This window comes from Candidatus Pantoea floridensis (assembly GCF_900215435.1).
Classification (GTDB): Bacteria; Pseudomonadota; Gammaproteobacteria; order Enterobacterales; family Enterobacteriaceae; genus Pantoea; species Pantoea floridensis.
Map to the genome: position 1 here is coordinate 106,452 of NZ_OCMY01000002.1, position 23,185 is coordinate 129,636.

General features: G+C 53.3%; 16 protein-coding genes and 1 pseudogene. 7 read left to right on the forward strand and 10 right to left on the reverse strand.

Annotated features, from left to right (window positions below; genetic code table 11):
* Nucleotides 1-110: 110 nt before the first annotated feature.
* Together CRO19_RS21165 and CRO19_RS21170 are read left to right on the forward strand one after the other, a co-directional pair.
* Nucleotides 111-353: pseudogene (locus CRO19_RS21165) on the forward strand (DUF1543 domain-containing protein); the annotation flags it as partial.
* Between the two features lie 193 nt (nucleotides 354-546).
* Nucleotides 547-975 (forward strand): nucleotide triphosphate diphosphatase NUDT15, encoded by a 429-nt coding sequence (locus CRO19_RS21170; RefSeq protein ID WP_097097810.1) that lies wholly within the window; start codon nucleotides 547-549, stop codon nucleotides 973-975.
* Here the strand turns inward: CRO19_RS21170 and CRO19_RS21175 are convergent.
* Nucleotides 962-1,333 (reverse strand): RidA family protein, encoded by a 372-nt coding sequence (locus CRO19_RS21175; RefSeq protein ID WP_097097811.1) that lies wholly within the window; start codon nucleotides 1,331-1,333, stop codon nucleotides 962-964. The genes CRO19_RS21170 and CRO19_RS21175 overlap by 14 nt on opposite strands.
* 51 nt (nucleotides 1,334-1,384) lie before the next feature.
* Nucleotides 1,385-2,080, reverse strand: a complete 696-nt coding sequence (locus CRO19_RS21180; RefSeq protein ID WP_097097812.1) for a B3/B4 domain-containing protein — start codon at nucleotides 2,078-2,080, stop codon at nucleotides 1,385-1,387.
* Nucleotides 2,081-2,123: 43 nt separating this feature from the next.
* On the opposite strand from CRO19_RS21180, the gene CRO19_RS21185 reads away from it, so the two are divergent.
* Nucleotides 2,124-2,726 (forward strand): helix-turn-helix domain-containing protein, encoded by a 603-nt coding sequence (locus tag CRO19_RS21185; protein WP_097097813.1) that lies wholly within the window; start codon nucleotides 2,124-2,126, stop codon nucleotides 2,724-2,726.
* Here CRO19_RS21185 and CRO19_RS21190 read toward each other — a convergent pair.
* Complete coding sequence (locus CRO19_RS21190) at nucleotides 2,723-3,469, reverse strand: SDR family oxidoreductase (protein ID WP_097097814.1); 747 nt, start codon at nucleotides 3,467-3,469, stop codon at nucleotides 2,723-2,725. The genes CRO19_RS21185 and CRO19_RS21190 overlap by 4 nt on opposite strands.
* A gap of 99 nt (nucleotides 3,470-3,568) precedes the next feature.
* On the opposite strand from CRO19_RS21190, the gene CRO19_RS21195 reads away from it, so the two are divergent.
* Together CRO19_RS21195 and CRO19_RS21200 are read left to right on the forward strand one after the other, a co-directional pair.
* Nucleotides 3,569-4,474, forward strand: a complete 906-nt coding sequence (locus tag CRO19_RS21195; protein ID WP_097097815.1) for an AraC family transcriptional regulator — start codon at nucleotides 3,569-3,571, stop codon at nucleotides 4,472-4,474.
* A gap of 337 nt (nucleotides 4,475-4,811) precedes the next feature.
* A complete protein-coding gene (locus CRO19_RS21200) occupies nucleotides 4,812-10,760 on the forward strand; it encodes an autotransporter outer membrane beta-barrel domain-containing protein (protein ID WP_097097816.1) in 5,949 nt (1,982 codons plus the stop codon).
* A gap of 63 nt (nucleotides 10,761-10,823) precedes the next feature.
* Here CRO19_RS21200 and CRO19_RS21205 read toward each other — a convergent pair whose 3' ends face one another.
* The 5 genes from CRO19_RS21205 to CRO19_RS21225 form a co-directional block, all read right to left on the reverse strand.
* The gene (locus tag CRO19_RS21205) at nucleotides 10,824-11,663 is read right to left on the reverse strand and encodes a metal ABC transporter permease (RefSeq protein WP_320204519.1); all 840 of its coding nucleotides are present in this window, start codon (nucleotides 11,661-11,663) and stop codon (nucleotides 10,824-10,826) included.
* Entirely contained in the window at nucleotides 11,653-12,516 is an 864-nt protein-coding gene (sitC, locus tag CRO19_RS21210) for an iron/manganese ABC transporter permease subunit SitC (protein WP_097097817.1), read from the reverse strand. The genes CRO19_RS21205 and sitC overlap by 11 nt, the downstream gene beginning before the upstream one ends.
* Nucleotides 12,500-13,306, reverse strand: coding sequence for a manganese/iron ABC transporter ATP-binding protein (locus tag CRO19_RS21215; RefSeq protein WP_097098329.1), 807 nt, complete (start codon nucleotides 13,304-13,306; stop codon nucleotides 12,500-12,502). The genes sitC and CRO19_RS21215 overlap by 17 nt, the downstream gene beginning before the upstream one ends.
* A gap of 11 nt (nucleotides 13,307-13,317) precedes the next feature.
* Nucleotides 13,318-14,229 carry a metal ABC transporter substrate-binding protein gene (locus CRO19_RS21220; protein ID WP_097097818.1) on the reverse strand — a complete coding sequence of 304 codons (912 nt, stop codon included), beginning with the start codon at nucleotides 14,227-14,229 and terminating at the stop codon, nucleotides 13,318-13,320.
* 299 nt (nucleotides 14,230-14,528) lie between these two features.
* On the reverse strand, nucleotides 14,529-15,815 hold the full coding sequence (locus CRO19_RS21225; protein ID WP_097097819.1) for a methyl-accepting chemotaxis protein: 1,287 nt from the start codon (nucleotides 15,813-15,815) through the stop codon (nucleotides 14,529-14,531).
* 416 nt (nucleotides 15,816-16,231) lie between these two features.
* Here CRO19_RS21225 and CRO19_RS21230 point away from each other — a divergent pair, with 416 nt between their 5' ends.
* Entirely contained in the window at nucleotides 16,232-18,211 is a 1,980-nt protein-coding gene (locus tag CRO19_RS21230) for an autotransporter outer membrane beta-barrel domain-containing protein (RefSeq protein ID WP_097098330.1), read from the forward strand.
* A gap of 342 nt (nucleotides 18,212-18,553) precedes the next feature.
* A complete protein-coding gene (locus CRO19_RS21235) occupies nucleotides 18,554-20,407 on the forward strand; it encodes a putative phage tail protein (RefSeq protein WP_097097820.1) in 1,854 nt (617 codons plus the stop codon).
* Between the two features lie 42 nt (nucleotides 20,408-20,449).
* On the opposite strand, the gene CRO19_RS21240 is transcribed toward CRO19_RS21235, so the two are convergent.
* Nucleotides 20,450-21,721, reverse strand: coding sequence for a TonB-dependent receptor (locus CRO19_RS21240; RefSeq protein ID WP_176519229.1), 1,272 nt, complete (start codon nucleotides 21,719-21,721; stop codon nucleotides 20,450-20,452).
* Between the two features lie 28 nt (nucleotides 21,722-21,749).
* Nucleotides 21,750-23,138, reverse strand: coding sequence for an FAD-binding oxidoreductase (locus CRO19_RS21245; protein ID WP_097097822.1), 1,389 nt, complete (start codon nucleotides 23,136-23,138; stop codon nucleotides 21,750-21,752).
* Between the last annotated feature and the right edge of the window lie 47 nt (nucleotides 23,139-23,185).

Consider the following 23,185-nt stretch of genomic DNA (forward strand, 5'->3'; position numbering starts at 1 on the left):
CAGTATGGTTGCAGCATGAATGCGTTGTTTCGCTATGCATTATGTTTTATAACGCCTGCAACGCTTTAAGATTGCAAAAGGAAATGACCACGTGAACCTGTTTATCTTTTACGTTGGCGGAATTGCACGCGTTCGATTTGTTTGTGGCGGAGAGTGTGAAAGAGGCCAAGGCGAAGGGTTTGGCTAATCTATTGCCCGGGGCAGATCATCAGCACAAAGACAATCTGAAAGACGTGGATGATTGCCTGCTGCTGGAAAAAGTGGGCGATCTCTATATCCACCTCATGCCGGAGGCTAACGGTGAACCTTTCCGCCCAGAATGGCAGGGTTATCAGCTGATTGGTGTGGTGTAATCATAGGCTCGTCATATATGACGTAATGGTTGTCAGTTAAGACATAAAAACCCTCATTACCGAGAGCACACCTTGTAGCGGCGCAATTTATTGCGCGATAAATCGCGCCGCTACGGAAGTTGCGGTAATTTGATCCGGCGCTTAACTGATCGGCATTACGTCATATATGACGACCTGAAAACAAGGAGCATATATGTCGCCACAGGTAGGTATTGGCGTTTTAATTTTCCGCGATGGCAAATTGTTGTTGGGCCAGCGTAAAGGCAGCCACGGCGCCGGAGACTGGTCTGCGCCGGGCGGGCATCTGGAGTTTGGAGAATCACCCGAAGACTGTGCACGTCGTGAGGTACTGGAGGAAACCGGCTTGCAACTGGGGACGTTGCAAAACGGGGCTTTCATTAGCGATGTCTTTCCCGAGGTCAACAAGCACTACATCACGCTGTTGATGGTGGCGCAGAATGCTAGCGGTGAACCGCAGCTGATGGAGCCTGAAAAGTGCCACGGCTGGCAGTGGTTTGCCCCCGAGGAATTACCTGAACCGCTATTTGCACCGCTGCGCAGCTGGCTTGAACGTGATGGATTGCTTGCATTGCAGAGATTGGCGCAGATTACAGCGCGATAATCGCCTCAATTTCAATCTTCAACTCGGGCGAAAACAGTTGGCTAATTTGCACCAGCGAACTGGCAGGCAGATGGTCGCCATAATGCCTAAACAGCACGCTGCGTAATGTGTTGATCTCATCAAATGAAGTGATAAAAATGGTCACTTTGATGAGGTTCTCTAGCGAGCTCTGTTCTTCTCCTGCAATGCAATGCAGCTGCTGGAAAATGGCTTCGGCTTGCGCGGCGATATCAGCCTGCTGCGCTGGCGTGCCAAAGGCCGTCAAGCCAGATACATACAAAGTATCGGCATGCTTTACTGCGTGGACATACGGCGCTTTGACTTCACCTAACTGCGGGTAGTTTTTACGCGTTATCATCTGTTTCTCCTTAAACGATTTTTAAAACCATTACTTTGACAAACATAGCTTTTAGCTTTGGCTTGCGCTAAGCACATTGCGCACCACGCTGGCACCCGGCATCATTTGTTGAATACCGTGCTCCAACATATCGCCCGCTTGCTGCAAGGCGTCCAGAGGCATGGCCGGCAAGCGCTCTAGCACAAACCACATCTGCTTTTGTTCAATGCTGAGACGCGTGCGGACACCTTGTCGCCAGTTCCAACCTCGGCAAGTCACGCCAGTATCATCGCGCCATATCACTTCGCCTGGCTCTGGCGATTCATGACTTAACACGCCTTCTTTATAGACATCGAAGAGCTCGTTGCCAGTAGCGCGCGTTAAAAGTGGGTTACCCGCGTAAGCCGCCACGTTCTCACCACCAACCGGAATGGCAAAACGAAGGCTCACCGCATTATAAAGATCAACAATGGGATCGATGGCGGCCATAGTACCGTCACGCTGCACGCGTTTGCGTAGTGCATCCGCCGAGCAGGGCGTACGCTTGGGTTTGGTACCAAAGCGTTTAAACATTTCCGCCCACTGTGCCAGATGTTGCTCGGCCCAGGGGAAATCCTGCTTCAGCATATCGCGACAGGCGCGCGCCAGCGTTTCTTCTCCCACCTGCGGATGCAATACCGGCGCCGCCTGTACCAGAATGCTGAGCGCGGTGAACTCGGGAGCCAGTGCAGAGACGGAAGGATCGATTGACGGGTTAAAGGCGAACATAACATAATCCTGTAATGACTAATTTATCCCATAATAGTGACCGATGAAGAATAAAGTCAATAAAATGACCGAAGTGGGTGCTGATATCGACTTTGTCAGCGCTGCAGTGTCCACTAGCGTTAAAACTTACCGCCAACAGCAAAAATTATCCCTCGATGAGCTGTCGCGCCGCGCAGGAGTGAGTAAAGGGATGCTCGTGGAAATTGAGAAAGGTAGTGCTAATCCTAGCATTGCTATTCTGTGCAAAATAGCCGCGGCGCTGGGTTTATCGGTGGCGGATATTGTCAACGTCAGCGCCGATCCATTGGCGCATCTGGTTGCAGAAGCGGACATTCCAGTGTTATGGCAGGGCGAGAAAGGCGGCACGGCACGTTTGCTAGCGGGCACGCAGGGGCCGGACATGATTGAGCTGTGGCATTGGCAGATGTTTCCCGGCGAAGCGTTTGAGTCGCCGGGCCATCCACAGCGAACCTACGAATTACTGCATGTCGAACAAGGGGAATTGACACTGAAGGTTGATGAGCAGGTATTGGCAGTGCCGTGTGGCAGTTCTGCAGTAGCAAAAACCGCTGCGCCACACAGCTACGCTAACCTCGGCGCGCAGCCGCTGATTTTCACCATGGCCGTCGCCGAGATTCACAGTTAACCGACTTGATTAGCTAAGGCTACCGCATCTTCACCCGCTGGAATGCGCATCGGCGCATTAGGATCGGTTGCCGCACGCCATACCGCTTCAGCAACATCGTTGGCTTTAGTGGTTGGCTGCGGTTGTTGCATCGCGTTAAATACGCCATCAAGCAGCGGCTGATAGGCCTCGAGCTGAGTGTTTTCCATGCGCGGCCTCGCATTCTTGCCAAAGTCGGTGGTTGGCGCCAGACCGGGCAGCACCAGCCGCACCTTGATATTGAACGGCTCAAGCTCGTGTGCCAGTGATTCTGTAAAGGCATTCACCGCGGCTTTACTGCCGGTGTAAACCGCCAGCAGCGGCAGGGATTTCAGCGTAACAGTCGATGTCACATTGATTACCATACCGCTCTTCTTCGCACGAAACTGTGGCAGCACAGCCTGCGTCAGTGCGATGGTGCCGAGCGTGTTAGTCTCAAACACGTCGCGCACCGTCGACATCGGCGTGCCCTCCAATGAGGTCAATACCCCGATCCCGGCGTTATTCACCAGCACATCAATTTCGCCAGCGTCGGCGATGGCTTGTTTAATACTGGCAGCGTCGCTGACATCCAATGGCAGCAGGCGCAGATTTTCTGAGGCGGGAAACAGATCGGCGCGCGGATTGCGCATAGTGGCAATTACTTTCCAGCCGCGCTCAAGGAAATAGAGTGCGGTGGCGTGACCAAAGCCAGAAGAACAACCGGTGATTAGAATCGTTTTCATCTTTCACTCCTGCATTGCATTAGGGTAGGCAACCACTATAGAGTTAACGCTCTGGACTCACTACAACACAACGTCCGGTTTTCATTCGCAGGAGTCCAAATGATCGATCCGCTGGCCGAGATGGTTTCGCTGTTGCAACCCCAAGCCGCGTTTTCAAAACGCGCATGTGCCAATGGCCGCTGGCGCGTACATCGCAGCGAAACCGGCCAGCCATTTTATTGTGTGGTGCTGGAAGGCCGCTCCCAATTGAAGATGAAAGGCTTTCCAGCGATTACCCTTGAGCAGGGCGACTTTGTGTTAATCCCTGCCGCATGGGAATTCTGCATGACCAGCGCCGAACCACCCGCAGACGATGTGCCGGCAACGCTGCCGCAAATGCTTGCACCGGGCGAATACTTTATTGGCGATCCGCATCAACCGGTCGAGGTAAAGACGTTAATTGGCTATTGTCAGTTCGGCGCACCGGATGCCGGTTTGATCGTCTCACTGCTGCCGCAATTTATTCATGTGCGCGGAGAATCGCGCTTGACCACGCTGGTACAACTGGTGATGGATGAATGTCGTGCGCAGCGTCCGGCGCGCCATGTGGTGCTGGAGCGATTGCTGGAGTTGCTGCTCATTGAAGCGCTGCGATCGATGCCACTATGCAACGCTTGTCCGGGCGTGATGAGCGGATTAGCCGACGAAAGACTGGCGGCGGCGATACGGGCTATCCACGCTAATCCGGCACACAGCTGGACGGTGGCTGAACTGGCGAAAGCTGCTGCGCTATCGCGTTCAGCTTTCTTTGTACGTTTCCGGGAGGCAGTTGGCGTAGCGCCGATGGTTTATTTACTCACGTGGCGCATGGCGCTGGCGAAGAACCTGCTGCGCGGCAAAAGCATGGCGGTGGCCGAAGTGGCGGAGCGCGTCGGTTATCGTTCCGCAAGCGCCTTCAGCGTGGCATTCAGTCGTTACGTTGGCCAGCCACCCGCGTGGTTTGCGGCCGCTGAAGAGGATGTTTAGCGACGAAGCTGCAAATTGCCGGTTAAACGGGTAATTTTTTTCTTCGGCCCAATTAAACCCATCGCCACCTATTATTGCCATCCTTTTTTAATCTTTTTATTAACTTTTAGGTCCGAGGATAATTATTCTATTTTTAGCTAATTTCCGAAATCTTCTCTCCCACCTCACAAATACTTAACTCAAACTAGACGATTCCCATACATAGCGTAGATACTCATTTCACCCGATTTCAAACGTTAAAAAGCTGAAACAAAATAATTCAATCACTTAAATAAACCTCAAGCGTAACGGCGTAAGGTTATGCGCGTTTTGTCTTTTCTCAATTGAGGAAAACAATGTGTTTAAATTAAATCCGGTGTTACTCAGCCTTGTGACAGCACAAGGCATGATATTTCCTGCTTTGCCCACCATGGCGGCGGTATTAAAGCCTTATACGCCCGAAATTAATGACAATAAGGTAGGCGCGTACTGCTTATGTAATGGCAGCACGCAAACGCTAAGCGGATTGCCGCAATTCACGCCGGGAGAAAACGGAACGGGAAGCGTAACGATAGGTGAATTGCGCACCATCGGCCGAATTATTAATGACAATGTGATTGGCGAAGCGCGATTGCAAATCGGGCCGCAGAATTATGCCATCGGCATCCCTAACTATGAGGAAAATACCTATAAAACCTATCAGGTGTTTAATACAGCTGACATTGTGGATTTGCCGTCAGTAGGCCTGGATACCGTAGTGCCAGATTATTTTGATGTAAACGACAAACAATATATCAATGCGCGCGTTGCTTCTGTTAGCAATGGCACGTTAAATATTGATATTGGCCAGCATAACGCAGCGGCCAATTCCACAACCAATCGCTGGTCGATGGCTGCTAAACAAAGCCAGTTATTTACCGCCAGTAATAAAGGGCATTTGAACTGGAATGGCAATAACCGCATTACCTTCACCGCGGGTACCACGCCTTACGGCGGCGATCGGCTGGCTTATGATGTGGGTAACGTGGTGGAATATGCCGGTGTGTTTACCGTCAATACCCTTGATGGCGGCACCAGCACTTTCAACGTCACCAACCTCAGTGAATTACGCAATTATAATGACTGGTTGATCGATCAACTCTCTAACGCCAATCTCAGCACCGACAGTTACAACAGCGAATTTAATAAAGCCTATACGCTGCGCGATGGCCGCGTGGTGTACCGCATGAGTACTAACAACTTTGATGATGAAGTGGCACTACCGATATTTGATCAGGTGGTACTCAGCGCTGACGGACCGAAAGCGTCTGTTAAAATCAATCGCGGTAAAACCCTTGAAGTGGTGAACAGCAATAGCGCAGTGATGCGCGCCAGCAATGGTGCGAAAGCCATTATCAATGGCAAGCTTGCCAGCACCGGCTCCGGTTTGGAGTTGCTTAATAACAGTCGTGGCTTCAATAACGGGGTAATTAATAGCGGCTTTCTGAATAACGCCAACGGTAAAGGCGTTGATAGGTCAACCCTCGGCGGCGGCGGGATGGCGATTTTTGCCACTAACGGCAGCCGATTCAGCAATTATGGCGTCATCAATTTTCAACCCGGCGGCGGTAACACGCAGGGAATATGGCTCGGTGATGCCAGCGCTATCAACCATGGCAATATCAATATTGGGGTAACCGATACCGTAGGCAGCGGCTCGGCCATTGGTGTGATTGCCAGCGGTACCGGTGGTTTTACTAACGCTAAAGACGGCACAATCTACATTGGACGCACCCCGCAAAACAGTCAATACGATAAAACCCAAGACGTTGCCGTCAATCTCAGCGGCGGCGTCACTGCGGTTGAAGGTTTTCTGGATTCCACCACCATCAACAATGGCCGCATCGTCATTGGCTCGAAAGTGCAGAATGCGGTGGGCATGAAAGTTGAATATGGGCCCAATGCCCTGGCGCGCAACAACGGCATCATTGAGGTAAACGGTAAGGCGCAGTATCAGCCGGCAGAGAATATCGGCATGTTGGTATTGGATTCCGGCAGCGGCGGCAAGGTGGGAAATGCGGGAAGCATCAATCTTAATGGTGATAACAGCACCGCCCTCAAAGTTATTGCGCGTGATGGTAACAGCGCCAGCGCGTACTCCAGCGGCACCATTAACGTCCGCGGTGATGCCGATCGTTTCAGCGGTACCAACAATACCGCTGTTTGGGTGATTGGCGAGCCGGGCAGCAGCGCAACGGCGAACCTCACCGGAAAAATCAATTTGCGCGGTACCGCAGGCATTGGCATCCGCGCTGAAGGCAATGCGACGGTAAACGTCAGCGCCAACGCCGTGCCATCATCGGTGGGAAATGGAGACTTTCTCGGTCAACGGCAAATCAGTTTTTATACCATCGGGCCGAACGCCAAAATAAATTTGCCTGCAAATGGGCATTACGCCACATCAAGCAACGGCGGCACGCTTTTCCGCGTTGAGCAGGGCGCGGATTTTGATGGTCGAGGCATGACGCTTGCAATGAATGCTCCCTTTGCGCTTGGGGTCTATGCGGCTGGCGACGGCAGCGAGATCGCTACTCTCGGTGCCACCTTCAATCTGAACAGTCGCTACGCATCCGGGCTGTGGATTACCGACGGAGCACACGCCACCGTTGATGCGGCAACCCAAGTCCACCTCAGCGGCGAGGATGCTGGTTGGGCTGCAGCGGATGGTTATCGCTATTTGCTGCAAGGCTCATTGGTCAATCCAGATACGCAATTTAATAACAATACCTTGTTGATTAACCACGCAGCGGTTAGCGGTAGCGACAACTTCCAGCGCGGGTTGATTGCGCGTAATCATGCCCAGGTGATCAATACCGGCAACATTAACTTGAGTGGTTTGGCGCCGCAGGCAATCTATGCGACCAACGGCGGAAAGGTGACCAATAGTGGCGAGATTAGCGTCGCCAACAACGGTGTGGCGCTGTATGCCGATGGTTATGAGTTTGTTGGCGATAAGGTGACGACGTCTGACATCAACAACACCGGTACACTGAATATTTACTCAGGTGCCTACGGTTTTATTGCCTATGACCGACTGTCACGCATCAATCAAAACAGCACCATGAATCTGTTTGGCGATTATACCGTCGGTGGGATTGTCACCGCCGGGGGACAGGCAAATCTTGGCCCACAGAGCCGCGTGGTGTTCCACGCACCGAATCAGGTGGGCTATCAGGTTCAGGATTATGGATCAGGGCTGATCGCGAATGGCAGCAACATCAATGTCAGTACTGAGGGTTCCACCCTGTATGAGGTGACCTTTGAGGGTGCGCTCTATTCCCTGGTTGCGGGTACGGTAACGCTGAGCGGCAAAAATAGCACCGGGATCGATGTGTCCCAGCCGGGATCTTATGTCTCCGGTACTGATAATTACCTGGTCACGGGTAAAGGCGCGACGGTAATGCGCGCCAGCAGCAGCGCTTCCGGCGTGCTGAGCAACACCATTACGTTGAATGGCCGCAACAATATCGCCGGACAAGCGAGCACCAACAATACGGAAATTTACGCGGCGGGTTACATCACCGGCAATGGTCGTAATGCCACCGCATTTGATGTCAGCGACGGGGCGCGCATTTTCAATCAGTATCAAGGTGTGGTCGATCTTAAGGGGCCCAACAGTACCGGCGCACGCGTGCATGACGGCGGTAACTTCATCAACCGGGGCAGCATCCACATTGCTTCGGGTACGGGTGTGGATGTCAGCAGCGGCTACGGCCAATACGTGCCGGTTGATAGCGCATTACGCGTCGATGACGGTATTGCGGCGCTGCGCGTTGGCGACGGCGGCTGGCTGAAAGTCTATGGCGATGGCCAGGGAGCGAGCGCCCTGCAGGCGATGGGTAAAGCGGATGGCTTATTACTCGACACCGGCGCCCAAGGCTTTGAAGCCAACGACATCATCCTGGGATCTTACGGCAGCGGCAGCGTGATCAATAACCGCGCTGAAACTGCCAACATCTCGCTGGATAACGTGATGCTGGATGTGAGCGGCGGCAACGGCGTGCGTTCAGCCACCTCGTTCGATCCGAACGGCCGGGCCTTAATCAACGTCAGCGGCGGCGGTACCGGTTATCGCTTTGAAAATGCCGATGGTTCAACCACGCGCAACGATCTGGTGATCGGGAAGGATTATGCCATTCTCGTTTCCGGCGCAGGCACCGGTATTCGCGCCAATACCAGCGGCAAAGTCATCTCGCAGGGTTCAATCGGTATCCGTGATTTCAACGGCGGCTCGGCGATTGTCACCAGTACCGCAAGTCAGGTCATTAACCAGGGTTCCATTACTTCTCTGAGCCGCGTGTCTCCGCTGATCGATCTGCGCGGCGGCCAAACGGTGTTTATTAACGAAGGCATTATCAACGCGCCGTTCCCGGACCAGGTGGTTGTCGCCGGCGGTGCGGGTAATGATGTTATCGCCTTACTTAAAGGCGGTGTGGTGGGGGATGTGAACAGCGGTAGCGGCAGCGATGAACTGATCGTCAGCGGCGGCACGCTCAACGGTAGCCTGACAATGGGCAGCGGCGCGGCGAATCAGGCGACGGTGCAAAACGTGAGTTTGGCGGATACTCGCCACATCACCACCGATCATGGCGCTGGCAGCACGCTCACTCTCAGCGAACTGACGGCGCGCGGTGGTTCCTTTGCCAGCGATGACCTGAATAAAGGGACTAACCTCGGTGCAGGCTGGAGCACGCTTAACTTCTTCGGCAGCCAGTGGACGTTAACAGACAACATCAAGTTGGCGCACAGCACCATCAATATCGATGCCGGCAGTACGCTGTTCGCCGGGGATAACGTCAACCCACGGTTACAAGGTGCAAGCAACGATTCGCTGGTGGTGAATAACGCCGGTACGCTGGATCTCACCAACGGTGGCAACACGGCGGCGAACATCTTAACCATCGACGGCGAGTTGGCCTCTGCGGGCGGCAGCCTGAAACTCAATTCTACGGCGACGCAAAGCGATGTGTTGCGGGTTAACGGCAACGCAACCGGCACTACCCTGATCGACGATACGCTGGTAGGCGGCCCCCTAATGGATCGCGATCGCGATGGTGCAATCGCCGCCAGTGAAGGCGTCTCGCTGGCGCAGGTTTCTGGCAATGCCAATGCCGAAAGCTTTGTGCTAAAGGGCGGTTATGTCGCATCCGGGCCGTGGCAATATGGTTTAGCCAGCTTTGCGCCGGATAGCTCAGCAAGCGGCTTGTGGGATTATCGTCTCGCCAACAACTTTGTTTGCGAAGACGGCGCATTGTGTCAGCCGCGCACTGGCAGTAATCAGCGCGCCGTGCGTTTGGCCGTAACGCCACAGGTGCCATCCTATATCTCGGCACCCGTTGGTCTGGCTTATTACTCGCTGGCGGTCACCGACGATCTGCATAAACGTTTGGGTGAATTACGTCAGCAGCAAGGTGATGCCGATGCGTTGGGCGGCGAGATGTTTATCCGCTATCTCGGCTCCAATCTGAAATACCAAAGCAATCGCGGCTTGGCCGATTACGGCTATGACTTTGATCTCGATTACAGCGCGGTACAGTTGGGCGGTAATCTGCTGCGCGCGGAAGGTGCTGAAGACAGTCTGCGCGGCGGCGTGGCCTACACGCGCGGTAACACGCGCATTCGGCCACACGCGGCAGACGGTTACAGTTCCACCAGCTTCGATAGCGACAGCATTTCACTCTATGGAACCTGGCTGCGTGATAGCGGGTTCTATCTTGATGGCTCGCTGAGCTGGGGCTGGTATCGCGGTGAAACTGACATCGCACGGCAAAAAGAGGTGGCATCACCGAAAGGCAATGGCTGGACGGCCTCGGTGGAATCGGGTTATCCGTTTGCTTTCGCCAACGGCATCCGGCTAGAACCGCAGGCGCAAATTACCTGGCTGCAGATGAAGATGGATAGTTTCACCGACCGCGACCGCACGCGTGTGTCCTATGACGATTATGATCAAACTATCGGTCGGCTCGGCGCGCGGCTTGATCGCACCTGGCAAGATGCTCGTCAGAACGCCTATACGCCCTATATCCGCGCCAATTACTACAAAGGCTGGGGCGGCACTGCAAAAACGAATATTGGATCTGCCGATGCGGATGGCAGCCAAACGTTTGAAAGCGGGAAGTTTGGCCAGATGTGGGATGTTGGCCTGGGCGGCAGCGCAACGCTGAAAAAAGACGTAGCGCTGTATGCCGAGGCGGATTATCGCAAAGAGATCGACGGCAACGGCGCGAAAGGTTGGCGTTATAATGCCGGCGTCAGATGGTCGTTTTAAGCCGGATTGTAAGGTAAACGGATGGCTCCAACGGGCCGTCCGGGTTTATTTCCCGGACGGCGGTTAAACGTGTCGCTGCTGGGTGCGGTGGTCTCTTAGCGTGGCAAAAAGAAATGCCAGTACGAACAGCAGCGCGTAAATCACCACAATGGTTGGACCCGGTGCGCTATCGAGGAAGAATGAGGCATAAACGCCGCTGAAACCGGTCACCATCGCAATGCCTACTGCCAGCAGCATCACCTGCACGAAACGACGCGCCAGCAGCAAAGCAATGGCGCCGGGCGCAATTAACATGGAAATCGATAAAATTACGCCCACGGATTTCAGCGCGGCGACGATGGTTAACGAGATCAAACACAGCAGGCCATAATGCAGCACTTTGCCATTGATACCGCAGGCGCGCGCCTGATTGGCATCGAAAGCATGCAGCAGCAAATCACGCCACTTAATGCCAATCAACACGCTGACAATGATAGCGATAACGGCGGTCTGGATGATATCAGCGAGACTGATGCCTAACATATCGCCGAATAAAATATGGTCGAGATGGACTTCAGGCTGTAGTTTCAGGTACAGCACCAAACCTGCGCCAAACATACCGGAGAAAACAATGCCCATTACCGTATCAGGTTTTATGCGGCTATTTTCGGTGATATAGCCGGTAGCGACGGCACACAGCATGCCGGCGATGAACGCACCGATGGCGTAAGGCAGGCCAATCAGCCAGGCGATCACTACGCCGGGGAATACCGCGTGACTCATGGCATCGCCCAACAGCGACCAACCTTTTAGCACCAAAAAAGCAGACAGCATCGCGCACGGCAATGACAGCAGCAGCGTGGTGATCAGCGCCATATTCATGAATGCAAACTGGAAGGGGCTCAGCAAAAGTTCACTCATCATTGCCATTCTCCCTCGTCAAACGGGCACGACGGCGCGCGGCGAGCACCCCATGTTTAGGCGCAAACACGAAAGCCACCAAAAACACCAGCGTCTGGGCCACCACAATGACGCCGCCCGTGGCACCGTCGAGAAAATAACTGCTCCACGCGCCGAGAAAGCTGGTGACGCTGCCAATGGTTACGGCGATCAGCAACAGACGCGGAAAGCGATCCGTCAACAGGTAGGCGGTTGCGCCCGGCGTAACCACCAGGCAAATCACCATGAATGCGCCAACCGTTTGCAGCGCGGCAACCGTCGAGGCGGAGAGGAGGGTGAAGAATAAGATTTTCAGCCGCAGCGTATTCAGACCCAGCGAGCGGGCATGGCTTTCATCAAAGAAGGTGACCATCAAATCTTTCCACTTCAACAGCAAAATGGTGAGCGTAATAACGCCAATCGCACCGAGCTGCCAGATATCGGCGGGCGCAACGGCAAGAATATTTCCCAGCACGATGGTCTGAATATTGACTGCCGTGGGATTGAGGGACACCAGAAACAGACCGATACCGAAAAACGAAGAAAAAATCAGGCCGATGATGGCATCTTCTTTCAGCCGCGTGCGCTGATTGAGAAACAGCATGCTGCCTGCCGCCAAGCCCCCGGAGAGAAAGGCGCCTAACGCAAAGGGCAGTCCCAGCATATAGGCACCGGCCACGCCGGGCACAATCGAGTGCGACAGCGCATCACCAATCAATGACCAGCCTTTCAGCATCAGGAAGCAGGACAGAAAGGCGCAAATCGCGCCGACCAGCGCCGCAATCCACATTGCATTCAGCATGTATTGATAACCAAACGGCTCAATAATCCACGACATGGCTTGCTCCCCGGTCGTGATCCCTGGCCAAAACTCGCTGTAGCAATACCGTATTACGCTGATGCAGTACGCCATCGAACGCCTTTGCCAGGTTTTCGGCGGTGAAGGTCTCCTCCAGTAAGCCGCTGGCGATAACCGTATTTTTGACGAATACGCAGCGGTCGCAGAACTCAGGAATGGCATTGAGATCGTGGGTGGAAACCAGCATGGTGCGCCCTTCATTGCGCAGCTCCCTGAGCAGGGCGATGATGGCCGCTTCCGTTTTTACATCTACGCCGGTGAAGGGTTCATCCAGCAGGATGAGTTGACCACTTTGCGCCAGCGCGCGTGCCAGAAATACGCGTTTTTTCTGCCCGCCCGAGAGTTCGCCAATCTGACGGTGGCGATAGGCGCTCATCCCCACGCGCTCCAGCGCCTGCTCTACGCTCTGTTTATCGGCCGGGCGCGGAATCCGCAGCATGCCCATGTAGCCGTAGCGACCCATCATCACCACATCTTCCACCAGCACCGGAAAGCTCCAGTCAACGTCCTCCGATTGCGGTACATAAGAGACGATATTGTGTTTCAACGCTTTGTTAGCCGGTAAACCTGCCAGCGTAACCGCGCCGGAAGAGAGCGGCACAAAACCCATGATGGCTTTAAACAATGTGGATTTACCGGAACCATTCACACCAATCAGTGCGGTGATGCTGCCTGCCGGCACGCTAAAGCTTGCCTTGCGCAGCGCGGTGTGGCCATTGCGATAGGTGACACCGACATTTTCCACGTTTAAGCCCGCCGCGGCATTCATCTCGACCTTGCTCATTTCTGGCTTCCTTCTGTGATGCCTTTCACCACGGTTTCGGTGGTGACGCGCAGGAGATCAAGATACGTTGGAACCGGGCCCGCGCTGTTGCTCAGCGAATCCACATACAACACGCCGCCATAATGGATTTTGGCTTCACGCGCCACCTGCTGCGCCGGTTTAGCCGAAATGGTGCTTTCACTGAAAATCACCGGAATGTTATGGGTGCGTATCGCATCGATCACTTTGCGCACCTGCTGCGGCGTACCTTGCTGATCGGCGTTGATTGGCCATAAATAGCGTTCTTTCAGGCCGAAGTCTCGCGCAAGGTAGGAGAACGCGCCTTCGCTGGTGACCAGCCAACGTTTATCCACCGGCAGCTTTTCGATAGCAGCGCGCATAGGTGCGATGGTTTGCTGGATCTGTGCTTTGTAACGCTCGGCATTGGCCTGATAAATCGCAGCATTGTGCGGATCGTATTTTTGCAAAGCATTACGAATGTTATCGACGTAAATCAGCGCGTTATCCGGCGACATCCAGGCATGCGGATTGGGTTTGCCGTTATAGGGACCTTCGGTGATGCCCATGGGTTCGATACCCGCCGTTACGGTGACTTGCGGCACATCGTTTAAGCGTTGATAAAAGCGGCTAAACCACATTTCAAGATTAAAGCCGTTCACCAGAATCAGATTCGCCCCCTGCGCGCGACGAATGTCACCGGGCGTGGGCTGATATTCATGAATTTCGGCACCGGTTTTGGTAATTGAGGTCACCTCCGCCGCATCGCCCGCTACATTCTTCGCCATATCTGCAATCACCGTAAACGTGGTGACAACTTTCAGTTTCTCTGCTGCCGCGGCGCGACAAGGCAACAGCGCACTAAGCGTGAGCAGCGTGATAACAAGGGGCAAAAAGCGTTGGGTGAACATCGTCGTCTCCACAGTAATATAGCCAATGCTATAAAATATAGCAGGTGCTATTTATATGAAGCAATTTTGTTCACAATGCCAGTACAAAGACAAAAATTTACCGAAAGGTGGAGTGGGAGGTTGCGGGGGATGAATGCTGAATATCGAGTGAAATCGGTACGCATCGATGCATTAATGCCGACTATATTGCGGTTATATGCAGGTGCGCATGAATGCGCACCCTACAAAAACCCGGCTATATCCACGCAGGGTCGCCATTCATGGCGACCAAGACGCAAAGCTGCGTACCTGGCGCAGCATCACACATCCAACCGATGAATCACATTCACAAACTCATGTACGCCGCTGTTTATTTCTCTCAGGCTGCGTGACAGGACGCTGATTTTATCCTGCTCTGTAACCACAAACTGCTTCACTTCATGCAACTGCTGTTGCATTTGCGCAATCAGACTGGCGTTGTGTTCCACCACTTGGGTGATCTGTTTGGTGGCGCTGGAGGTCGATGCTGCCAGGCGACGCACTTCGCCTGCCACCACGCTGAATCCTCGTCCCGCTTCACCGGCTCGCGCGGATTCAATCGCCGCATTCAAGGCCAGAATATTGGTTTGTGAGGCGATCAGGTTGATGGTCTCAACCACTTCGCTGATGCTTTTAGCCGACGCGTTGAGCTCAGCACCAATCGCGGTGGCCGCGTTGACCTGAACCGCCACCAGGCCGGAGTTGCGGATAGTTTCATCCAGCACCTCATTGGCATTGTCGGTAATTTGCGAGGTCTCTTCAGAGGTGGTGAGCGCAATGTCTGCCACACGCTTGGCGGCCTCAACGCGCGCGGTGATGTCAGAAGCGATTTTAATCACCTTGTACACCTTGCCATCGGCGTCATAGACCGGGTTGTAGCTGGCTTCGAGCCAGATGCGATCGCCGCTGGCGGTTTTGCGCTCGAAGCGGCCGACAAAGTGTTGGCCTTTAGCGATTTTGCGCCAGAAGTCGGGGTTTTCGCGATAGAAATCATCGAAACAGAACAGGCGATGATGTTGGCCTACAATTGCCGCCAGCTCATAGCCCATATGCGTCAGGAAGTTGCTATTGGCACTCAGGATCTGACCTTCCGGAGAGAATTCAATCACCGCCATGGAGAGGTCGAGCGCCGTGATCACGGCTTCTTTATGCTCCAGCTCCTGGTGACGTTCGGTAATGTCAGACGCCACCTTGATGACTTTGTACACATGGCCCTTCTCATCGCTAACCGGAAAATAGGTGGCGCTGAGATAGAAACGCTGACGCTGCTTGTTAAAACGCTCGAAAATTCCCGTTACCGATTCTCCGGCCGCCAGCGTTTGCCAGAACGAGAGATAGCGGGATGATTGGCTGTAATGTGCGCTACAGAAGATGCGGTGATGCTTACCCTGAATTTCATCCAGCTGGTAGCCGGTGGTTTCAAGGAAGAGTGGGTTGGCGGTAAGGATTTCGCCATTGGGCGAAAACTCAATCCATGCAACATGCTGTTTGATCGCATTGATATCTTTAAGCACATCGCCGCTCTTTGAAAACGGCAATGTAAGACTCGACTTTTTCACACCAAACATGGGAAGCCTCAGGCGATTGCTGTTGAACGAAATGCGTGCAGCTTCAGTTGGGTCACGACTACGATGCGTAACCTCGACTGCTCCGCAAGATTCCCCTTCGCCGGACACTTCAAAAGGTGTCTCTCTGCGCATCAGCGCCGCATGGGGTCATTAAGTAACCTACCTGATGTTTTAAACGAACCGATTGGCGGTTCACCTTTGGTTATCGGCGCGAAGAACTAAAGGTTTAATTTGAATGCATGTCATAACAGCGCCAGAAATGCCGCCCGCATTTTTGCGGTATCGAACTGGTAATAAATCCGCTTCCTGACTAGATGTTTAACGTCCTTGTTATTACTTTGCGCATCCTGGATGCGACTTTGCTAGCCCACGTTGCTGCGGCATGACGCGTGGGCGTTACCTTTTTGGAGTTGATGATGAAAAACCACAAATGGGCACTTTCCGCCGTCGCCATCGCGACGCTCAGCAGCTTGCTGACGCCTGCTTCCGCATTGGCATGGGATAGTTTGACGGTATTTGGCGATAGCTTAAGCGATGGCGGCAACGTGGGCCGCTTCACCTATGATGGCGCGCAACATCCGCTGTACGATGAGATTCTCGCGGCCCATCTCGGGCAAAATCTGCAGGCTTCTTCACGCGGTGGCAGCAATTATGCCCAGGGTAATGGCGTAACGATTCCCGCCATCAACCCTGATTTGAACACGCAAGATCAGCTGGCGAGCTATCTGCAATCCACCGGCGGGCGCGCTGACGGTAACGGCCTCTATATTCATTGGGTTGGCGCTAATGATATTGCTGCGGCCGTCACTAATCCGCTGACCGCGCGTGAAACCATCAGCACCAGCGCCACGGCGGCGGTGGCACAGGTAAAAACGCTGCTTGATGCCGGTGCGGGCGCGGTGATTGTCCCCAACGTGCCGCAGCTGGGATCGACGCCCTATATGGTGGAAGCGGTGCTGAGTGTCCTGGGGTCAGCCGCGACGCCCGCACTGGCGGCGGCATTTCAGTCGCTGGATGACGTGGCAACACCCAATACGGCGGCGCGTCAGCAGGCGGTGCAGGATGCTTTTACCCAGGCGGCAGGGCAGATTTCAACCATCCCGGTGGTGCGTGATGCGCTGGCTAAACAGCTTTATGCGGCCTGGCAGGCGCTGAGTGAGCAGGTTACCGCACTGTCAGATGGCTACAATCAGCAAGAAGAAGCGGGGTTAGCGCAGCTGAATGGCAACATTGTGCGTGTTGATATCGCCGGTTTGTTCAATGAAGTGATTGCTAATCCCACGCAATATGGCTTATCCAATACCATCGGCATGGCGTGTCCGTTAGGCACATCGGCGGCAGAATGTTCCTCGGCCGCACCCGGTTTCTCCAGCGCACAAGCGTATCTATTTGCCGATCATCTGCATCCCAGCCCGGCCGTGCATGCGATGATCGCGGATTACATCCAATCAGTTCTTGATGCACCCGCGCAAGTGGCAGCGCTGTCGCAGTCCCCCCTGATGATGGCGCGTGACATGCACAATACGCTGGATGGGCATTTGCAGCAGCAGCGCCAGCAACCGGCCAGCGCCGGGCAATTCACGGTATTCGGCGGTTATGCCGGGCAGCACAGAGATTATCAGGGTGACAGCTGGAACAACGGCGATGCTAACACCACCAATCTGACGCTGGGTATCGGCTATCAGCTTACCGATAACTGGCAAACCGGCGTGCTGTTCTCCAACGCAAACCAGCGTCAGGAACCCTCATCAAACTTTGATTACAAGCTGCGCGGTAATCTAGTGGCCATTTACAGCCAGCTTACGCTGTTCGATCAGGGCTGGATCAACGCTGATTTGCACTATGCCGATCTCGATTTCGACAGCATAGAGCGTGACATTCATATCGGCCCGGCTACGCGCACCGAACAGGGCAACAGCAGCGGTAAATTACTGGGTATGCGAGTACAAACCGGCTGGTCGTTACCTTTGGGCGAACACCTAAATACCGGGCCCGTAGCGAGTTACGCGCTGGATTATGGCCGGGTTGGCGGCTACAGCGAAAACGGTGACAGCAGTACCTCAATGCGTTACTCCGATCAAACCACTCATTCTCAGATTGGCGCAGTGGGATGGCGAATTGATAGCAAACAGTGGCTGATTAATCCCTGGGCGCAGGTCAGTTATAACCACCAATTTGGCGATACTGATTCCACGGTACGGGCCGGATTGAAGTCAACCAGCACATCCTTCGCGCGCAGCATTGAGGCGGGCGATAAAAATTGGCTGGATATGTCCGTTGGTGCCAACGTGCCGCTTGGGCAAACTGTCAATGCGTTTGCGGGGGTTTCTACGGTGGGCGGTAACAGTGACTACCATCAGGTGACGTGGAATGTCGGCGTAAACGCCACGTTTTAATCATGTGGCCAGCAGCGAGGAGCGCTGGCCACCCTGCATCGGTTCAACAGGCTTTTTAATTGATTGCTGAAATAAACAGTCATGTCATTAAGGTATGAGGCTTTAAATGTGATGTTCGCCCGCGTTTATCGTACCGATGATAACAACATGGCGCCTGCGATTAATCTGTAAAGCAGCGAGTGAGCCGCTGCGCTTTTTATCAAAAATCATAGCGTTGCTCTCAAGAGATTAATGGGCATATTTTAAAAGACTTTAATTAGCATGGCACTCAGTAACATATTAAATTTCAATTACTTATACTCCATGGTGCAGTCACTTCTCTTATTATTTCAGGGGTAGACCATGGCGAATACGTCAAGCAATACCAATATCACTCCACAAAATGCCCTCACCGGTGCCGCAAGCGTTATACAGCTACGCGACATTGCAGAATTAAAAGCCACCGAACCTTCAGCGCCTGGCGAAATTGCATCAGTGCTTGAATATACTCGCGGCACCAAAAATGGCGGCGGTGTATTTATTTACGATGCTACCGACACCAAAAGTATTGACGATGGAGGTTTGATTTTCGTCACGCCAGGCAATAAGCGCTGGAAACGGGTACTTTTTGATTATAACGCGGTAACCGTGCTGGATTTTGGCGCCGTAGCCGATGGCAAAACCGACTGTATTGATGCGGTAAAGCGGATGTTCGCCTGGTCACAGCGCGTGCTGCCTTCGGCGGGTATTCGCTTTACGGCTGGCGTGTTTAGCATGTCGACGTTTGATATCTCAGACACTGAAATTAATCGCTTCAAGGTCACCGGCGCGTCGGTTAATTTTGGCTATTTCCCAACGACGACACTGTTGTTTAACTGGAATACTCAACCGCGCGGACTGCATTTCTTTAAGGTTAACGCGCGTTACGTTGAAATCTCTGGATTCGTCGTCAAAGGGATGAGTTCGAACAGCGGTGAAGATGGCGGGTCCGCATTCAATAAAGTGGGATTCTTTGCCAATATCATTACTGGCGGCCAATTTCTGCGCGTGAGCAGCATGGAGTTCCGCTATCTTGGTGGACGCGCCCTGGATTTAATCGACACGTTAGATTGTAAAATCGATCAGTTCTATTCACGCGGTTGTCAGGACAGCATTGTCTACGCACGCTGGTCCGATCAAGAGCGGGGCGCATGGGATCACTCAACGGCCATTGAGCTATCAAATTTCAATTTGCAGGGCAGCACAATTAAACCCACGCTGGATCTGCCGCGCTGTACGCAATCCTTTATTCGTAACGGCTGGATTGAGCACGCAGAATACGCGGGGGATCTCACCAATGGGCAATGGGTGATAGAAGGTCTGGCGATTGAATCTACGCAGTATCCACTGAAGCTGGGCTATTGTCGCGCCACGATCATTCAAAAAAGTATTCATAATCAAAGTGCTGGTTTTGATTACAGCACCGAGGGAATTGAACCCTGGACGTTAATTTCAGAGGGCGATCGCGGCGTGCTGGAAATTTCCGACTGGGGCGCGGTGATTCAGGGATCGCTTAATTACGATGTGATTACCTCACAGCACCACATGGATAACCGTAAAGATGCCGATCAATGGTTCTATGTCGGTGAATTCAACTTCTCCGGTTCATCAACGCAGATCCACGTGCGCATTGTCGGTACGGCGCAATATCTTTCGCAAAGTGAAACGCAAACCGATTTTAGTAACCGAACCCCAGAAGGCTCCGCCAATATTTATTTGCAGGCGCGTGATAATGCCGATTCCATTGGCAGTTGGCACAGCGAAGGTTCCAGTCCGGTGGTGAAAGTGCATATTTCCGGGCCGGGAACGCGGACTAAGCTGTACGTTAAAATTGCGGCTTATACCGGTTTCTCAATTGCGCTGGTGGAAACTAACGGTAAAGATCGTTATCAGGCTGGTTTGTGCTTTATCTTCCGCAAAAGTTATACCGCCTGCAGTGCGGAAGAGAGTAAAACCCTGGATGCCGAGAAGGTGGTGGCATTTGAGCAGCACTGGATTGGAAATAAAAATGTGGGTTTTGGTTACAACGATAATAAAGAACTTCTGCTGCATGGCCCAACCTTCGAAAAAGCCGTACAAGATGCGGACGGCAAATGGCGCACGCGTCGTTTTCTCAAGGTCCGAGTGAACGGTACTGAACGCAGTATAGAGTTGCTGAGTGCCACCGATCCTTATTAATAAATAAAGCCAGCAACATCACGTTGCTGGCGTGATTATTCGTTAGAAATCGTACTGCAAACTTAAACGGTTCTGCCAGAATTTCGCATCATACAGCGGCGAGGTTTGTACACCGGCAAAATCGGTGAGACTCAATCCTTTGAGCACGCCGCTGAAGGCCCAGGTAAAATAAACCAGATATTCAGACTGATTAATACTGTCTGAAGAGGCTGACGGTTTGAGATCCATAAACGAATACTGCGTACCAAGCGACAGGTTTTCATTCAGTACATAATTGAGATTGGTGGAATAGGCATTTCCGCTCCCCAAATCCTGAGTACTGGTGAAGAACGGTTGTGCGAAGTATGGACCCGAAGCGCTATTGTGCGCATATGGCACCACCAGCGATCCGTTGCCCCAACTGTTAGCGCTGGCAGCAATGTGATCGTAACCCAACTTCCAGCTCAGCGCAGGCGTGAAAGCGAGCGCCAGCTGAGCACCGTAGGACGTGCTGTTCACTTCACCTGCTAACGCTTTTCCGTCGCTGGTGCCGCGCATGAATTGTAGTCCGACATCCGGCTGGAATAACGTCTGCTGCCACTGGATGTGGCTTTCGCCATACACCAGGCGTGAATAGTCGGCGTACTCTTCATACCATAACTGACCGGTTAGATTTTTATCGTCCCACTGCGATCCTCGTCCACCGCCAATGGCCCACATACCATTGGTGCGTTCATCAATATCCGTATAGGCGGTGGTGTTCAGGAACTGATCGTCACCCCACGGCTTATAGCGCCAGACTTTAGTGGCATGCAGATAATTGGTGCTGTCACCGTAATTGGCATCTACACCACGAAACAAAATAGGGGTAATACGCCAGTCGTAGTCGCCCACGAACGGAATATTGATACGCTGATCGCCTGCGGTAATTTTAAAGTCATCCTGTTGCCAGCTTAAATAGGCTTCGCCGACATTGGTTTGGTTAGTGCCAATATCGCTAATGGTATGTGCTTCATCGGGATGATCGATACCGCGTAAAAATATTGCACTGACGCCCGCGCGAAAACCATATACCGGGGCGGTTTCATATTTCAGGCTACCACCGTAGCTGGTGGTGTCTTGATTAAAGCCTTTAGAAAAATACGCATTGTGCGTGGAGTAATAAAGCGTACGCAGACTGCCACTAACCGTACCGCAGGTGAAAATATCGGTGAAACTCTCTACGCCGCTGGCGTCGTACTGACAATCGCTGATATTGCTCTGCGAGGCCGCCATTGCTACCGGAGCCAGAGGGAAAAACAGCGCAGCCAGTCCGACACTTTTCAGTGTTTTCATTTGCACATCCCTAATTAAAATAAAATGATTAATTCACACCCGGAATAGAGACATCCGGTAAAGTTTCACGGACTTCCCAGCCGCGTAATTTGCCGGGATTTAATAAATTATGCGGATCGCATGCCCGTTTCATTGCCACTACATCGGCGCGCACCGTGCCTTGCTTGCCATCTTCAATATGAATAACGTGCGGATTGTTTATTTTCACGCCGTTAGCGCGGTAAATATCCATGATGGCGTTAAGACGATCTTCGTCGCTATAGCGCACCAGCGGCAAACCGCTACAGGTGATACTGCCGTTCATGTCGCGCAGGAATTCAATATGCGACATCACTTCATCGGAGAGTTGCGCTTCCAGCGCTACAGCTTGCTGCTGATAGTTCTCCGCCTCATAGGCGGTTTGCAGGTAAGTGAGCGTTTTATCAATTTTCAGCGCCTGCAGCGTGGTGTGGTTCCAGCAATATTCGATCAGCGAATGGCCGCTGTTTTCCCCTTCAGCGAAATGGAGTGCATTGCGGCCAGCGTGTTGGGCTACCTGCGAAGATAGCAGTGCATCGCTTTCGCTGCCGACCACTGAAATCACGCCATGCTTACCCGCTACATCAGCAGCGGCCAGATCGGTGAAGTAATCCAGCACCGGAGCGGCAAATACGGCAATCTGGCGTTTTACTAATCCCGGCGAGCGTGCCAGCGCATCGGCAAATGCCATCGCTGTTGGGAAATCGGCAAAGGTATCGAGGCGTTCTATCCAGTCATGGCAGGGCGCCAGCGCCAACTCGATCTCTAGCACAATGCCGTTACTGCCGTAGGCGTGATGCAGCAGCAGCGCGTCTGGCGCCTGTAACGTAATAATGCGCGGCGTCTCTTCCATGGTCATCATCCGCACTGACAACACGTTGCCTGGCGCGGCCAGCGGACCGTAATTGATCGAGCCCACGCCGCCAAAGCCACCGCCGAACAGGCCGCCAAGCGTGGCCAGTTTCCACGTGGAAGGCATGCAGCGCAGTTCCCAGCCGAGCGGACGCGTGTGTGCCTCAAGCTCGCCAAGACGGATCCCCGCTTGCGCGCGCACCGTGCCGTGCCCCATGGCGGTAACGGCGTTGAGGCGTGTCATATCGACCATGACGCCACCGTTCAGCGGGATGAGTTGACCATAATTGCCGGTGCCGCCGCCGCGCAGATTGAGCGGAACACGCCCTTTGGCGCAGGCTGCGACGATATGCGTGAGTTCGCGTTCATCACGTGGGCGCACCGCCAGTTCAGCAAATTTCTCTTCCAGTTGGGGTTTCAGCACCGGGCTGAACCAGTGGAAATCACGCGACAGGCGCTTGACCTTCGGCGCTTCTTTGATCCAGTCAAGTTCAGGCAACGCCGCGACCAGCGCCGCCAGTGCAGACTGGCGATCGGAATCAGACATGTTTTATTCCTGTGTAAAAAGGTTTTCCGTAGGGTCGCCATTTATGG

Excerpts from the sequence above, each read along its gene's own strand:
- CRO19_RS21195 (WP_097097815.1), top strand. The coding sequence starts at position 3,569 with ATGATCGATCCGCTGGCCGAGATGGTTTCGCTGTTGCAACCCCAAGCC.
- CRO19_RS21245 (WP_097097822.1), bottom strand. The coding sequence starts at position 23,138 with ATGTCTGATTCCGATCGCCAGTCTGCACTGGCGGCGCTGGTCGCGGCG.
- CRO19_RS21180 (WP_097097812.1), bottom strand. The coding sequence starts at position 2,080 with ATGTTCGCCTTTAACCCGTCAATCGATCCTTCCGTCTCTGCACTGGCT.
- CRO19_RS21235 (WP_097097820.1), top strand. The coding sequence starts at position 18,554 with ATGGCGAATACGTCAAGCAATACCAATATCACTCCACAAAATGCCCTC.
- CRO19_RS21240 (WP_176519229.1), bottom strand. The coding sequence starts at position 21,721 with ATGAAAACACTGAAAAGTGTCGGACTGGCTGCGCTGTTTTTCCCTCTG.
- CRO19_RS21230 (WP_097098330.1), top strand. The coding sequence starts at position 16,232 with ATGAAAAACCACAAATGGGCACTTTCCGCCGTCGCCATCGCGACGCTC.
- CRO19_RS21225 (WP_097097819.1), bottom strand. The coding sequence starts at position 15,815 with ATGTTTGGTGTGAAAAAGTCGAGTCTTACATTGCCGTTTTCAAAGAGC.
- sitC (WP_097097817.1), bottom strand. The coding sequence starts at position 12,516 with ATGTCGTGGATTATTGAGCCGTTTGGTTATCAATACATGCTGAATGCA.
- CRO19_RS21190 (WP_097097814.1), bottom strand. The coding sequence starts at position 3,469 with ATGAAAACGATTCTAATCACCGGTTGTTCTTCTGGCTTTGGTCACGCC.
- CRO19_RS21170 (WP_097097810.1), top strand. The coding sequence starts at position 547 with ATGTCGCCACAGGTAGGTATTGGCGTTTTAATTTTCCGCGATGGCAAA.
- CRO19_RS21185 (WP_097097813.1), top strand. The coding sequence starts at position 2,124 with ATGAAGAATAAAGTCAATAAAATGACCGAAGTGGGTGCTGATATCGAC.
- CRO19_RS21205 (WP_320204519.1), bottom strand. The coding sequence starts at position 11,663 with ATGATGAGTGAACTTTTGCTGAGCCCCTTCCAGTTTGCATTCATGAAT.
- CRO19_RS21175 (WP_097097811.1), bottom strand. The coding sequence starts at position 1,333 with ATGATAACGCGTAAAAACTACCCGCAGTTAGGTGAAGTCAAAGCGCCG.
- CRO19_RS21220 (WP_097097818.1), bottom strand. The coding sequence starts at position 14,229 with ATGTTCACCCAACGCTTTTTGCCCCTTGTTATCACGCTGCTCACGCTT.
- CRO19_RS21215 (WP_097098329.1), bottom strand. The coding sequence starts at position 13,306 with ATGAATGCCGCGGCGGGCTTAAACGTGGAAAATGTCGGTGTCACCTAT.